Source organism: Pseudomonas sp. PK-RTE-24, from assembly GCF_054052265.1.
The window spans coordinates 999,703-1,014,986 of the sequence record NZ_CM133224.1 but is presented as its reverse complement, the minus strand read 5'-3'; the positions used below and the strand labels follow the sequence as shown (position 1 = coordinate 1,014,986).

At 59.3% G+C, this 15,284-nt stretch carries 9 protein-coding genes; 5 read left to right on the top strand and 4 right to left on the bottom strand.

All coding sequences use genetic code 11. The features are described 5' to 3' along the window. Positions 1–117: 117 nt before the first annotated feature. Both ACV8MC_RS04410 and putA read right to left on the bottom strand, forming a co-directional pair. Positions 118–1,920, bottom strand: coding sequence for an acyl-CoA dehydrogenase (locus tag ACV8MC_RS04410; protein WP_457264586.1), 1,803 nt, complete (start codon positions 1,918–1,920; stop codon positions 118–120). 311 nt (positions 1,921–2,231) lie between these two features. Further along, the gene (gene putA, locus ACV8MC_RS04405) at positions 2,232–6,185 is read right to left on the bottom strand and encodes a trifunctional transcriptional regulator/proline dehydrogenase/L-glutamate gamma-semialdehyde dehydrogenase (RefSeq protein WP_457264584.1); all 3,954 of its coding nucleotides are present in this window, start codon (positions 6,183–6,185) and stop codon (positions 2,232–2,234) included. Between the two features lie 458 nt (positions 6,186–6,643). Between putA and putP the strand changes: the two genes are divergently transcribed. The 4 genes from putP (at position 6,644) to ACV8MC_RS04385 (ending at position 11,849) form a co-directional block, all read left to right on the top strand. Next, complete coding sequence (gene putP, locus ACV8MC_RS04400; protein WP_150638076.1) at positions 6,644–8,128, top strand: sodium/proline symporter PutP; 1,485 nt, start codon at positions 6,644–6,646, stop codon at positions 8,126–8,128. 350 nt (positions 8,129–8,478) lie between these two features. Then, positions 8,479–10,494: a type VI secretion system tip protein TssI/VgrG gene (tssI, locus tag ACV8MC_RS04395; protein ID WP_457264582.1), complete on the top strand. Its 2,016-nt coding sequence runs from the start codon at positions 8,479–8,481 to the stop codon at positions 10,492–10,494. Beyond that, positions 10,484–11,197, top strand: a complete 714-nt coding sequence (locus tag ACV8MC_RS04390) for a DUF4123 domain-containing protein (protein ID WP_457264580.1) — start codon at positions 10,484–10,486, stop codon at positions 11,195–11,197. The genes tssI and ACV8MC_RS04390 overlap by 11 nt, the downstream gene beginning before the upstream one ends. Positions 11,198–11,528: 331 nt before the next feature. Beyond that, complete coding sequence (locus tag ACV8MC_RS04385) at positions 11,529–11,849, top strand: hypothetical protein (protein ID WP_073471633.1); 321 nt, start codon at positions 11,529–11,531, stop codon at positions 11,847–11,849. 165 nt (positions 11,850–12,014) lie between these two features. Here the strand turns inward: ACV8MC_RS04385 and ACV8MC_RS04380 are convergent, their stop codons facing one another. Beyond that, positions 12,015–12,248: a S1 domain-containing protein gene (locus ACV8MC_RS04380; protein ID WP_150638083.1), complete on the bottom strand. Its 234-nt coding sequence runs from the start codon at positions 12,246–12,248 to the stop codon at positions 12,015–12,017. Between the two features lie 1,303 nt (positions 12,249–13,551). Between ACV8MC_RS04380 and ACV8MC_RS04375 the strand changes: the two genes are divergently transcribed. Next, positions 13,552–14,391, top strand: a complete 840-nt coding sequence (locus ACV8MC_RS04375; RefSeq protein ID WP_016772007.1) for a 23S rRNA (adenine(2030)-N(6))-methyltransferase RlmJ — start codon at positions 13,552–13,554, stop codon at positions 14,389–14,391. Positions 14,392–14,515: 124 nt separating this feature from the next. Here the strand turns inward: ACV8MC_RS04375 and msrA are convergent, their stop codons facing one another. Next, positions 14,516–15,181: a peptide-methionine (S)-S-oxide reductase MsrA gene (gene msrA, locus ACV8MC_RS04370; protein ID WP_150638085.1), complete on the bottom strand. Its 666-nt coding sequence runs from the start codon at positions 15,179–15,181 to the stop codon at positions 14,516–14,518. Positions 15,182–15,284: the final 103 nt, after the last annotated feature.

Genomic DNA, 15,284 nt, shown 5'->3' with positions numbered 1-15,284 from the left:
CGCGAGCAGGCTCGCTCCCACATTGGATTCGGCATGTTCACGCATCCTGTGAACACCACCTGTCCTGTGGGAGCGAGCCTGCTCGCGAATGGTTTCAGTCGCAAAACAACTTGCAGATCAGAACCACTCCTCCAGCATCCCCAGACACGTATCATCCCGCGCCTCCAGCAAGTCCAGCTCATGCTGGCAACCCGGCACTTCCCATGTCAGGAAATACCGCGCCGCCTGCAACTTGCCCTTATAGAAGTCGACATCCGCCGCATTTCCTTTGGCCAGGCCTTCCTCGGCGCGGATCGCCTGCTCCAGCCAGCGCCAGCCGATCACTGCGTGGCCGAACACTTTCAGGTACAGCGCCGAGTTCGCCAGGCTGCTGTTGACCTTGCCTTGGGCCAGATCGGTGAGCAGGCCGATGGTCACGGTTTGCAGGCGGGCAACGAGTTTTTCCAGCGGTTCGCGCAGGGTGGTCAACGAATCGTATTCAGTGGCACGTTCGGCCGTGTTGGCGATCAATCGAATCAGCTGCTTGAGACCGGCGCCACCGTTCTGCGCCAGTTTGCGCCCGAGCAAATCCAGCGACTGGATGCCGTGGGTGCCTTCGTGGATCGGATTCAAGCGGTTGTCGCGATAGTACTGCTCCACCGGGTACTCACGGGTGTAGCCGTGGCCGCCAAGAATCTGGATCGCCAGTTCGTTGGCCTTCAGGCAAAACTCCGAAGGCCAGGATTTGACGATCGGTGTCAGCAAGTCCAACAGTTCATGAGCCTGTTTGCGTTCGGCTTCGGTTTCCAGCGTGGTGGTGTCATCGAACAACCGCGCGGCGTACAGGCCGAGGTCAAACGCACCTTCGACGTAGGATTTCTGCGTCAGCAGCATGCGTCTGACGTCCGCGTGCTGAATGATCGCCACCGGCGCAGTGGTCGGATCCTTGCTGTCCGGCACCCGGCCCTGCGGCCGCTCACGCGCATATTCCAGTGAATACAGGTAACCGGCATAGCCGAGCATCACCGCGCCCATGCCGACGCCGATTCGCGCTTCGTTCATCATCTGGAACATGTAGCTCAAACCATGGTGCGGTTTGCCCACCAGATAGCCGACGCACTCACCGTTATCGCCGAAGTTCAGCGCCGTCGATGTGGTGCCGCGCCAGCCCATCTTGTGGAACAAACCGGCGAGCAGCACGTCGTTGCGCTGGCCGAGGCTGCCGTCGTCGTTGACCAGAAACTTCGGCACGATAAACAGCGAAATACCTTTCACCCCCGGCGGTGCGTCCGGCAGTTTGGCGAGCACCATGTGTACGATGTTTTCCGACAGCGGATGATCGCCGCCGGAAATGAAGATCTTGTTGCCCTTCAGGCGATAGGTGCCGTCGGACGCAGGCTCGGCGCGGGTACGAATGTCCGACAGCGATGAACCGGCATGGGGCTCGGTCAGGGCCATGGTGCCGAAGAAACGTCCGTCGATCATCGGTTGCAGGAAGCGCTGTTTCTGCTCTTCGCTGCCAAAGCTCTCGATCAGATTGGCCGCGCCCATGGTCAGGAACGGGTACGACGTCGACGCTGCGTTGGCGGACTGAAAGTGCGCGAAGCAGGCTTGCGACAGCAGGGTCGGCAATTGCATTCCGCCGGCGTCGAAACTTCGCGCTGCGTTAAGGAATCCGGCCTCAAGGAAGGCATCCACCGCCGGTTTCACTTCAGGAATCAGGATCGCCTTACCATCCTCGTAGCGCGGCTCGTTCTCGTCGCCCTTGCGGTTGTGCGGCGCAAAGTACTTCTCGGCGATGTTGCGCGCGGTGCCGATGGCGGCGTCGAAGGTTTCGCGGTTGTGCTCGGCAAAGCGCTCACGCCGGGTCAGGCCCTCGGCATCAAGGACTTCATACAGCTCGAAAGCCAGATTGCGGGAACTGAGCAGCGTCTCGGACATGGCGGCCTACCTGAAATTGGGGTTGGGCCGAGTCTAAGGCGGGGGAATAGAGGCTGGATAGGATGATTGATGAGAGTGATGCAGAAGCAAAAGATCGCAGCCTTCGGCAGCTCCTACATTTGGAATGCGTTTCCCTGTAGGAGCTGCCGAAGGCTGCGATCTTTTGATCTTCTGTGGAAGCGAGCCTGCTCGCGAAAGCGGTGGTTCAGGCAACATTGATGTCGACTGAAACGTCGTCTTCGCGAGCAGGCTCGCTCCCACAGAGTATTGCGTACCATGCGACCATTGCGGTCGCCTGGATTTACAGCGATTTAACCGATGGTCATCAAGCTGGCATTACCCCCCGCCGCAGCGGTGTTCACGCTCAATGCACGCTCGATCACCAGGCGCTCCAGGGCAATGTTGGTCTCGCCTTGGGACAGTCCCTGAACGCCAACGATCGCGCCGCCACGCTGGGCGATCTGCTGGCAGACGCCGCGCAACTGGTCGGAGTGGCCGTGATGCAGCACGGCATCGAACACCACTTCGTCCTTGTTCCAGTCGGCAACACGTTTGATCCGCGCCTGGACTTCCTTCGGCAGACGGGCGAACAACGCCTTGGTCAGCTCGGTTTCCGGCCACACCGCCGAACCGCCCACTGCCAGCACCGCCGCCAGTTGCGTCAGCAGATCACCTTCAACTTCCGCCAGGCACAGCACGTGTTCGCGCGGCAGAATGGCGTAGCTGTTTTTCTCGCCGGTCGGGCCAGCCAGCACGCGGGTGATGCCGCTCTGCGACTGTGCTGCGTATTGCACGCACAGGGTGCTCAGATCGGCGAACTTGTTGTTGTCGGCCCAGGCTTTCAGAGCGTTCAACGATTGGCTCATGGCATCGCGCAAGCGCACGTCCGGGGCGACGATGGCGTCACCGCGAGCGAAGGATTGCTCGATGGCGTCGCTAGGACGCGTCGACAGCAAACGGTACAGATACAGCGGGCCGCCGGCTTTCGGGCCAGTACCCGACAAGCCTTCGCCGCCGAATGGCTGCACGCCGACCACGGCACCGACGATGTTGCGGTTGACGTAGACGTTACCGGCGTTGACGTTGTCGATCACCTTGGCGATGGTCTCGTCGATGCGCGTGTGCACGCCCAGCGTCAGGCCGTAACCGGAGGCGTTGATCTGACCGATCAGTTGATCCAGCTCTTTGCGCTTGTAGCGCACCACGTGCAGTACCGGGCCGAAGATTTCGCGTTGCAGTTCGTCGAAGCTTTCCAGCTCGATCAGGGTCGGCATGACGAAGGTGCCGCGCTTGATCTCTTCGCTGTCGGCAATCGCCACCTGGTAAACATTGCGACCTTTGTCGCGCATGCCCTGGATGTGCTTGTCGATGCCCGCCTTGGCTTCGGCGTCGATCACCGGGCCGATGTCCACGGACAGACGCTCGGGGTTGCCGAGACGGCTTTCGGCCATGGCACCTTTGAGCATTTCGATGACGCGATCGGCGGAATCTTCCTGCAGGCACAGCACGCGCAACGCCGAGCAGCGCTGACCGGCGCTGTCGAAGGCCGACGACACTACGTCGATCACGACTTGTTCAGTCAACGCCGAGGAATCGACGATCATCGCGTTCTGGCCACCGGTTTCGGCGATCAGCGGAATCGGACGGCCCTGGCTGTCGAGACGGCCAGCGATGTTGCGTTGCAGCAAGCGCGCGACTTCGGTGGAACCAGTGAACATCACGCCTTTGACGCGCTCGTCACCGACCAGACCGGCGCCGACGGTTTCACCGCGACCCGGCAGCAGTTGCAGCACGCCTTCCGGGATGCCGGCTTCGAGCATCAGGCGCACAGCCTGAGCCGCTACCAGCGGAGTCTGCTCGGCCGGTTTGGCCAGTACCGGGTTACCGGCGGCCAATGCCGCAGCGACCTGGCCGCTGAAGATTGCCAGCGGGAAGTTCCACGGGCTGATGCACACCACCGGGCCGAGTGGGCGGTGGGCGTCATTGCTGAAATCGTTGCGCGCCTGCACTGCGTAATAACGCAGGAAGTCGACCGCTTCGCGGACTTCGGCGATGGCGTTGGCGTAGGTCTTGCCGGCTTCGCGAGCCAGCAGACCCATCAGCGGCTGGATCTCGCCTTCCATCAGGTCAGCGGCACGTTCCAGGATCGCCGCACGTTCGGCCGGCGGGGTGGCCTGCCAGATCGGCGCGGCGTTCAGCGCGCATTGAATGGCGCTGTCGACATCTTCAACGGTAGCTTCTTGAACATGACCGACCACATCGCGGTGATCGGACGGGTTCAGCACGGCGACCGGCGTTTCGTTGCTGGACGCGCAACCGAGCATCGGCGCGGCTTTCCAGTCGTTGTGCGCGGTGGCGAGCAGGGCGCAGGACAGCGAGGCCAGACGATGTTCGTTGGCCATGTCGATGCCGCTCGAGTTGGCGCGCTCGGCGCCGTACAGATCACGCGGCAGCGGAATGCGCGGGTGCGGCAAGCCGAAACCGCCTTCCACGGTGGCCATCTGCTCGATCTGCGCCACCGGATCGGCCACCAGTTCCTGAATCGAAATCGACTGGTCGGCGATACGGTTGACGAACGAAGTGTTGGCACCGTTTTCCAGCAGACGACGCACGAGGTACGCCAGCAGGGTTTCGTGGGTGCCGACCGGTGCGTACACGCGGCACGGACGGTTCAGCTTGCCTTCGGCAACCTTGCCGACAACCTGCTCGTAGAGCGGTTCGCCCATGCCGTGCAGGCACTGGAATTCGTACTGGCCCGGGTAATAGTTCTGACCGGCGATGTGGTAGATCGCCGACAGGGTGTGGGCGTTGTGCGTGGCGAATTGCGGGTAGATGACTTCCGGTACCGACAGCAGTTTGCGTGCGCAAGCAATGTAGGAAACGTCGGTGTACACCTTGCGGGTGTAGACCGGATAGCCTTCCAGGCCTTCAACCTGGGCGCGCTTGATTTCGCTGTCCCAGTACGCGCCTTTTACCAGGCGGATCATCAGGCGATGGCGGCTGCGGCGGGCCAGATCGATCACGTAGTCGATCACGTACGGGCAACGCTTCTGGTAAGCCTGGATGACGAAACCGATGCCGTTCCAGCCAGTCAGTTGCGGCTCGAAGCACAGACGTTCGAGCAGATCCAGCGACAGCTCGAGGCGGTCGGCTTCTTCGGCGTCGATGTTCAGGCCGATGTCGTATTGCTTGGCCAGCAGGGTCAGCGACAGCAGGCGCGGGTACAGCTCGTCCATCACGCGCTCGTACTGCGCACGGCTGTAGCGCGGGTGCAGCGCCGAGAGCTTGATGGAGATGCCCGGGCCTTCATAAATTCCACGACCGTGGGACGCTTTGCCGATCGAGTGGATCGCTTGTTCGTACGAGGCCAGGTATTTTTGCGCGTCGACTTCAGTGAGTGCCGCTTCACCGAGCATGTCGTAGGAATAGCGGAAGCCTTTGGCTTCGAACTTGCTCGCATTGGCCAGTGCTTCGGCGATGGTTTCGCCGGTAACGAACTGCTCGCCCATCAGGCGCATGGCCATGTCGACGCCCTTGCGGATCATCGGCTCGCCGCTCTTGCCGATGATGCGGCTCAGCGACGAGGTCAGGCCGGCTTCGTTGTGAGTGGAAACCAGTTTGCCAGTCAGCAGCAGGCCCCAGGTCGCAGCGTTGACGAACAGCGAAGGGCTGTTGCCCAGGTGCGGATGCCAGTTGCCGGTGCTGATCTTGTCGCGGATCAGCGCATCGCGGGTGCCTTTGTCCGGGATGCGCAGCAGCGCTTCGGCCAGGCACATCAGCGCCACGCCTTCCTGGGACGACAGGGAGAATTCCTGCAACAGACCCTGAACAATGCCCGCGCGACCGCCGGCACTTTTCTGGTTACGCAGTTTTTCCGCGATGGTCGCCGCGAGCTTGTTGGTGGCTTCGGCCATAGGTGCCGGCAGGCGTGCCTGCTCGATCAGCATTGGCACCACTTCCGGCTCAGGACGGCGGTAAGCAGCGGTGATGGAAGCGCGCAGCACCGATTGCGGCAGGATGCTTTCAGCGAATTCGAGGAAGCATTGGTGAGCGTGATCGGTCTGCACTTCGCCCGCGTCATCGGCGTCTTTGGCGGTCAAACCGTTCAACTCGGTCAGGGTTGCACCACCCTCGAGTTTTTCCAGGTAATTGAAAATTGCCTGCTTGATCAGCCAGTGCGGCGTGCGATCAATCGAGGTTGCGGCAGCCTTCAGGCGCTCGCGGGTCGGGTCATCGAGTTTGACCCCAAGGGTGGTGGTAGCCATATTTTTATCCTCATGGTTGCCACAGTTGCGTGGCATCAGCTGGCCGCAAGATTAGCCGTGCGCTGAATGAGGTGCAACCGGGTGCAACCCTTTTTTTGCCGGAATAATACGCAGCTCGTCAGGAAATAATTTCTGGTACGAAAGTGCTGCTCCTGCTTGGTGCTTTTACTTCTAGCAAAGAGGCGTGACTGCCACAAAAGGGAGCAAAAACGGGGTGATCGTCGATTAATCCGACTGGGTGCAACTAATTCTCGCGAAACTGGTTGCACCTTATTTGCTTTGTTGCATAGCATTCGCCGCCAAGGTGCAACCGGGAATAACCCGGTGTACCGGCTGATGGCTTTCCTGGGGAAACATCAGTCTTAAATGCGCGGGATCCCGGATCGTCTGCCAAACGTCGTCGTTTGCGAGCGGTTCACTACCGCCGCTACATAAAAACAAAGCCAGGGCGTAACTCAATGAGCGTAAGCAATCCAACCCTGATCACGTTCGTGATCTACATCGCAGCAATGGTGCTGATCGGCTTCATGGCCTATCGCTCCACGAATAACCTTTCCGACTATATTCTCGGCGGTCGCAGCCTCGGCAGCGTCGTCACCGCGCTGTCTGCCGGTGCCTCCGACATGAGCGGCTGGTTGCTGATGGGCCTGCCGGGCGCCATCTACATGTCCGGTCTGTCCGAAAGCTGGATCGCCATCGGCCTGATCGTCGGTGCCTACCTGAACTGGCTGTTCGTCGCCGGCCGTCTGCGGGTGCAGACCGAGCACAACGGCGATGCACTGACTCTGCCGGACTACTTCTCCAGCCGTTTCGAAGATAAAAGCGGCTTGCTGCGGATTATCTCGGCGGTGGTGATTCTGGTGTTCTTCACCATCTACTGCGCCTCCGGCATCGTCGCCGGTGCGCGTCTGTTCGAAAGCACCTTTGGCATGTCCTACGAGACGGCGCTGTGGGCCGGTGCTGCGGCGACCATTGCTTACACCTTCGTCGGCGGTTTTCTCGCGGTGAGCTGGACCGACACCGTACAAGCGACCCTGATGATCTTCGCGCTGATCCTTACGCCGATCATCGTCCTGCTGGCCACCGGCGGCGTCGATACCACGTTCCTGGCCATCGAAGCGCAGGATCCGAGCAACTTCGACATGCTCAAAGGCACCACCTTCATCGGCATCATCTCGCTGATGGGTTGGGGTCTGGGCTACTTCGGCCAGCCGCACATCCTCGCGCGTTTCATGGCGGCGGATTCGGTGAAGTCGATCGCCAAGGCGCGTCGCATTTCCATGGCCTGGATGATCCTCTGCCTGGGCGGCACCGTGGCGGTGGGCTTCTTCGGTATCGCTTACTTCTCGGCGCACCCGGAAGTGGCCGGTCCGGTCACCGAGAACCCGGAGCGCGTGTTCATCGAACTGGCGAAAATCCTCTTCAACCCATGGGTTGCCGGTGTGCTGCTGTCGGCCATTCTGGCTGCGGTAATGAGCACCCTGAGCTGCCAGTTGCTGGTGTGCTCAAGCGCCCTGACCGAAGACTTCTACAAGACCTTTCTGCGCAAGTCCGCCTCCCAGCTTGAGCTGGTCTGGGTCGGTCGTGCCATGGTGCTGCTGGTAGCCTTGATTGCCATCGCGATGGCTGCCAACCCGGAAAACCGCGTACTGGGTCTGGTGTCCTACGCCTGGGCCGGTTTCGGTGCTGCGTTCGGTCCGGTGGTGCTGATCTCGGTCGTCTGGAAAGACATGACCCGCAACGGCGCCCTGGCCGGCATTCTGGTCGGCGCGATCACCGTGGTGGTCTGGAAGCATTTCGAACTGCTGGGTCTGTACGAAATCATTCCTGGCTTCATCTTCGCCAGCCTGGCCATCTACTTTGTCAGCAAGGCGGGTGAACCGACTCGCGGCATGGTTGAGCGCTTCGAGGCAGCGGAAAAAGATTTCCATTTGAACAAGTGATGGACTGAGCTTCGGCTCACATGAAAACGGCTCGTTTCCTACCGGAGGCGGGCCGTTTTTTATGGCCTGTGATTTCTCGAATCCTGTGGAAATCCATTGTGGGAGCGAGCCTGCTCGCGAATGCGATTGATCATTCAATGAATGTATCGACTGACATGCCGCTTTCGCGAGCAGGCTCGCTCCCACAGGGTGGGTGGCAGGTTTGATTGAATTGTCTGTAGTCGAACGGCCGAATTAACAAGGTCCTTTCAGCAAACCACGTAGGGCAAATCTGAATTTCCCGTCACCTGCTCATCACCCCTTGCCCCTCATGCAGAATCGCCCGCCCTCACACTGCAGAGAGACATCGGATGTTCGCGCCTGCCAATCAACCGCGTTTCACGTTGACCCTCGAAGGCGCCCAGCATGACCTCAAGGTCCTTGAGTTCACAGGCAGGGAAGCCATCAGCCAACCCTTTCGCTTCGAACTGGAACTGGTCAGCGAGCGGCCGGACCTGGATCTGGAAAGCCTGCTGCATGGTCAGGCGTTTCTGAGTTTCGATGCTCAGGGTTGCGGTATTCATGGTCAGATTTATCAGGTCGGGCAGGGCGATTCCGGGAAACGTCTGACACGCTATCACCTCAGCCTTGTCCCGCGTCTGACGTATCTGGGGCATCGCATCAACCAGCGGATTTTTCAGCATCAGAACGTGCCGCAAATTGTCACGCAGATTCTCAAGGACCATTCGATCCTGCGCGATGCCTTTGAATTTCGCCTGGGCAGCGAATACCCGGAGCGCGAATACTGCGTGCAATACGCCGAAAGCGATCTGGCCTTCATCCAGCGTCTGTGTGCCGAAGTCGGCATTCATTACCACTTTCAACACAGCCCCGAAGGCCATTTGCTGGTATTCGGCGACGACCAGACCGTGTTCCCCAAGCTGCCCGAGCCGACGCTGTATCTGCCGGGCAGCGGCATGTCGGCGGGCGCGCCGGCGATTCAGCGTTTCAATGTGCGCGTGGAAACCCGCACCAGCGTCGTCACCCGGCGCGACTACAACTTCGAAAAACCACGCCTGTCGCTGGAAAGTCGCAGTGACGGCGAGCAGCGTCCAGTGCTGGAGGACTATCACTTTCCCGGTCAATTCAATGATCGCGAAACCGGCAAAGGCCTGACGCGCCGCGCGCTTGAACGTCATGTCGCCGATTACCGTCAAGCCGAAGGCACCAGCGACGAATCCTCACTGGTCTGTGGGCATTTCCTGCAACTCACCGAGCATCCGCGCAGCGACTGGAATGATCTGTGGTTACTCACCTGTATCGAGCATCGCGGCCGCCAGCCGCAGGTACTGGAGGAGTCGGTGACCAGCGATGGCGAATCCTTTCAGGGTTATCGCAATACTTTCGTTGCCACGCCGTGGGACGTGGTCTTTCGTCCGGCACTGTGCCTGGAAAAACCGCGCATTTTCGGTTATCAACCCGCCGTGGTCACCGGACCGAAAGATCTGGAGATCCATTGTGATGAATATGGCCGGGTCAAAGTGCAACTGGCCTGGGATCGCGATGGCGAACTCAACGAGCACTCCAGTTGCTGGCTGCGCGTCGCGACCGGTTGGGCTCACGATCACTACGGCAGCGTGTTGATTCCGCGCGTCGGCATGGAAGTGCTGGTCGGCTTCATTGATGGCGATGCCGACAAGCCGCTGGTCATGGGTTGCCTGCCGAATGCGGCGACCCCGGTGCCGCTGGATCTGCCGGCAGACAAGACCCGCAGTATCTTCCGCAGCCAGAGCAGCCCTGGCGGTGGCGGTTATAACGAACTGCGCATCGAAGACAAAAAAGGTGCCGAGGAAATCTACCTGCGTGCCCAGCGCAACTGGACACAGCATGTGCTCAACGATCAGCAGTTGCAGGTTGATAATCAGCGCAGTGTGGTGGTTACAGGGACTGCCCGCCATGAACTGAAGGCCGACGAGCAACGCATCACCCACGGCCAGCGCCAGACCGAAGTCAGGCAGGATGATCATTTGTCCGTGCTCGGCGATCAGCAGGTTCGGGTGAACAGCCAGGCCACCAGCGCCTCGGCGCAGATCCATATCAGCGCAGGCCAGCAAGTGGTCATTGATGGCGGCGCGAGCGCGACGATTCAGGCCGGGGGACAGTGGATCAACATTGGTCCCGGCGGAATTTTCAGCAGCGTGCCAATTGTTGTGGGCGGCGCGCCGATGGCGGCGACCAGCGCTGAACCGGTGGTGCCGGGATTGCCGGAGAAACTGGCCGCTGCGCCGGCGGCGATTCTCACAGCTGCACAGATCATGAGTCTCAAAGGTGATGCGCCTTTCTGCGAAGAGTGTGAGCGTTGTAAGGATGGTGTTTGTGCAGCGTGAGGAATTGACACCCGAACAATGGCTGGCACGGCAGCCGCTGCATGCGTCGGAGCAACTGTTCGCCATTTTCAGCCGCGCCAGCGACGCAAATGCATTCAAAGCTTGGCAGGGCACAGCGAATCCAGTCTGGGCCGAGACCATTTATGCCGAGTGGGACGCGGTGATGCCCTATGTGGGAATTGTCGCTGCAGACAGTGAGTTTTTACGTTGGGTGGCGGAAACCGAATCGCGGGACTGGGGGTGGTTGGCGGTGTCTTCGGCGGACCTGGAAGTGCTGGTCGAGCATTTCCGCAGCCTGACTCAAGTGCTGATGCCGGACGGTAAAGCGGTATTTTTCCGCTTTTGGGATGGTCGGTTTCTGCTGCCTCTTTTGCAGTCTGACGAGGTCATTCCCGAGCAATGGCTGCCAGTCGTTTCACGAGCCTTGATCAATGGCCAAGCCATTGAAATCGGGGGCCGCGCCCTGGTTTCGGGGCGGGTCTTCCCGTGGTGGAGCGTGCCGCAATCGTTGTTGGCGCAGACTGATGCAAGCGTACGCATCGCCAATGCTTTGCAATGGCTGAGCGAGGAGCAACCGGCGGTGTTCGAGGCGTTTCCCGAGGCGGTCCTGCGCTGCAAGGTCGGGCAGTTTTTCAAATTATCGATGTCGGAAGATTCGTCACGATCGGCGCTTCTGGAGTTTTTGCTGGCAGAGGCAGAGTGAAATTTCGGGGCAAACGCTTCGGACGTTTCCTTCGAATCACGGCGGTTTTCATGAACTGGTGCGTGGTGAGTTGCAGGGATAGTCTTTTCGTTGTCGCCGCGAGAGCGGTGGCAGGGTGAAGGATCCCCGCATTCATGACGTTACAGTTCGTTGGCTTTTTGCGGCACTTGGTTCAAGTCCGTAAGATCGTTCGCGGCGGCTGTGCGTGGGGCACGCTTCGGCGTGGCCGAGGTCCATGATTGCTCGGTTCCTACTCCTGCGCACAGCTGCCACCCTAACCCGTAGGAAGGTGTGATGGCGGCTCACGTTTATCAATCATGGGACCCGGAAAATGACCAATATGCATACTGATCCACCCTACGAAAAAATCACGCCTCACCCCGACAACCGCTTCATGGCCCTCACCGGCAATTGCAGCGACATGCCCAGCCTGTTCGTCGACACCCATGTGCCTCTCGATATCCTCATGGACGCTGCCAACCACCGCATCCGCGCCGTGGTCCAGGTCCTGGAAAACATGTGCATGCGCGGCTCGATCGAATGCGACTCCGTGATCCTCAGCGACTTCGCCCTGCTGTGCGCCATCCCATTGCGCGATGGCTGTGATGTGCTCGATGTCATCGGCAGACGCTTGCGCAGCATGCCCGCCTGAAGATCAGAAGATCGCAGCTTTCGGCAGAGTGGACGCCTATCCCATGTAGGGGCTGCCGAAGACTGCGATCTTTTGTCGTTGAAGAGCAAGTCACGGCGTTGTTTTAGGCTGCGAAGCCAACCTTATTGAAGCGGTAAACAGAATTTTTTATCAGGGTTACTTTTTTTATATCTTTGTCACATTTCCCAGAAGTCTGCCAGCAGCGCCGTCGCTAATGGTAAAGCTGACCTTGTCACCAACTTTCAGGCGGGGATCGCCCGGAGTGCTTACGCTCAGGTCTCCACTGTTGTCATCGGGTTTCACCGTTATTGAGTATGTTGGGTACGGCCCGCCTGCACCACTGGTATAGGCGCTAATCACGGTGCCATTGCCCGATGTATTTACAGTAATTTTTGCCATTTCCAATCTCCTTCCAGTCGTAGTCTAGAATCAGGGCGATCGATTGATTTTCGCGTCGTTCAGACTATGGATCAGTAGCTACCGATAACGCCACTGTCAGATCTGACAGGTAATTGCATTAAATACTACCGTCTATCCAAATTCGACCTTTGTGCAGCTCCGTAAAATTCCTCATCTCCGATTTCCTGATATGGCCTTCAACTACCCCCCACTTTGCGCCGTGCTCCTGGTGCTGGAGAATATATGCATGCGCCGTTCGATCAAGGTGACTCGATGATCCTCAGCGACTTCGCCAAATTCTGCGCCATCCCCTTGCTCGACGTCATCGGGCGACGTCTGGGCGCCATGCCTGCCTGAACTGTTCAGAAGCAAAATCAAAAGATCGCAGCCTTCGTCAGCTCCTACACGGGATCATCTGTAGTAGCTGCCGAAGGCTGCGATCTTTTGACGTTTAGGGTTCAGCAGTCAGTCTGCGATGTGCCGATCCTGGGTCTTGATAAAACTGTCGAAAGCCTCTGACTTGAGACCTCCAGGCACCCATAAAAAACGAAATGGCTTTTCGAGTGTTTGCTGATCGACGGTGTCTGCTCAGATGCCGCATACACATAGTTTCTGGTTGTTTTATAACGATCGTGCAGCACTTGCAGCGTGTCTTCATTTTGCTGGATGGAATGCAGGCCGTTGCCCATGGATGAGTAGGCATTGGCGGATAGTGCAATGTCTTTTCTCTGGGCTGATTGCTCATTGAATGGCGCCGGGATGCAGTTGGCTCAGCCCGTAGTTCTTTAGTGTCTGGCGTGCCTGTTCAATGTGGGTTTCGTCGGCAAGGGCGAGGTATGGACTAAGAAGGCTGAGTAAACAGATGATCAGATATCGCATGAATTTTTGACTTCCTGTCGTTGATGGTTAGCCAGTTTAACGCCATAAAAGCAAAGCCCCTCACCCTAGCCCTCTCCCAGAGGGAGAGGGGACTGACCGAGTTGTCTGGGTGTTGTACGCCGACCTGCGACTTCAGCGGTGAACTTCGCTTGGCCAAGCCTGGATGGTGGTGTTCTTTCGGGGGACTGACCGAGTTGTCTTGGTGTTGTACGCCGACCTGCGACTTCAGCGGTGAACTTCGTTTGGCCAAGCCTGAGATCACGTCGATCATTCAGGTCGATGTAACTCGCAAGATCGCCACCGTAAGTCCCCTCTCCCTTCGGGAGAGGGTTAGGGTGAGGGAAAGGCGTTTGTCCACTCGGCTGCGAACCCCTGACTTGCCGACCGGTAAAAGGTAAACTTTGCGGCCCTCGCAGGAGCAGCCATGAATTATCGTCACGCCTTCCATGCCGGCAATCACGCCGATGTGTTCAAACACCTGACCTTGACCCGCCTCATCGCTCTGATGTCGCGCAAGGAGCAGCCGTTTGCCTATCTCGACACGCACGCCGGCATCGGTCTGTATGACTTGCAGGGCGATCAGGCCAACCGTACCGGCGAGTACCTGGAAGGCATCGCGCGGTTGTGGGATCAGCCGGACCTGCCGGCGCTGACCGCTGATTACATGAAGGTGCTGCACGAGATGAACCCGGATGGCCAGTTGCGCTATTACCCGGGTTCGCCCGAGCTGGCGCGGCGCCTGACGCGGCCGCAGGATCGGGTGATGCTCAATGAGAAGCACCCGGAAGATGGCGTGCTGCTCAAGGACAATATGGCTGGCGATCGTCGGGTGAAGGTCCATTTGGGCGAGGGCTGGCACGTGGCGCGGGCGATGTTGCCGGTGCAGGAGAAGCGCGCGGTGATGCTGATCGATCCGCCGTTCGAGCAACTGGACGAGATGCAGCGCTGCGCGGCGTCGATGAAAGAAGCCATCGGCCGCATGCGCCAGACCGTGGCAGCGATCTGGTATCCGGTGAAGGATCAGCGTGCATTGCGGCGTTTCTATCAAGACCTGGCGGGCACGGGTGCGCCGAAGTTGCTGCGTGTGGAGCTGCTGGTGCATCCACTGGACACGCCGAACAGCCTGAACGGTTCCGGGCTGGCGATCGCCAATCCGCCGTGGGGGCTGGAAGAAGAATTGCGTGAGCTGCTGCCGTGGTTGTCGAAGAAGCTGGGGCAGACCCAAGGTGGCTGGCAGATGGATTGGTTAATTGCCGAGAGCTGATCGCCGAGCGATCGTTCCCACGCTCCGCGTGGGAATGCCTCAATGGACGCTCTGCGTCCGCTGTCAGGACGCGGAGCGTCCCGGGCTGCATTCCCACGCAGAGCGTGGGAACGATCAGGCGGGGTTAATTGCCCGCAAGGCTCGCAGGCATGCACACGCCGGTGCCGCCAATCCCGCAATAACCCTCAGGGTTCTTCGCCAGATATTGCTGGTGATACGTCTCGGCGAAGTACACGGTCGGTGCCAGTTCGATCTCGGTGCTGATTTCGCCCAGACCCGCCTTCGACAGTTCCGCCTGATACACAGCCTTGCTCTTCAGCGCCGCGTCCAGATGCTCAGGCGAGGTCGCGTAGATCACCGAGCGGTACTGGGTGCCGATGTCGTTGCCCTGACGCATACCCTGAGTCGGGTTGTGCAGTTCCCAGAACATCGCCAGCAGTTCTTCGTAACTGACTCGGGCCTTGTCATACACCACCAAGACCACTTCGGCGTGGCCGGTCAGGCCCGAGCAGACTTCTTCATAAGTCGGATTTGGCGTGAAACCGCCGGCGTAACCGACCACGGTGCTGACCACACCTTCGCGCTGCCAGAAACGTCGTTCCGCGCCCCAGAAGCAACCCAGACCGAAAATCGCAAAGTCGACGTCCTGAAAGAATGGACCGAGCAGCGGGGTGTCTTCGAAGACGAAGTGTTTTTCCGGCAGGGTCATCGCGGTTTCGCGGCCGGGCAGGGCTTGTTCTTTGGTTGGAAGCACGTTTTTGTTCACCAGAATTTCCGAGCGCAGAACCATGAGCGTTCCTCTCAGTCAGGTTGGAGGTAAAAAGTCAGACCGCCAGTGTGCCGAATGATGCCGAGTTAATCACTACCCAATGTAGGAGCTGCCGAAGGCTGCG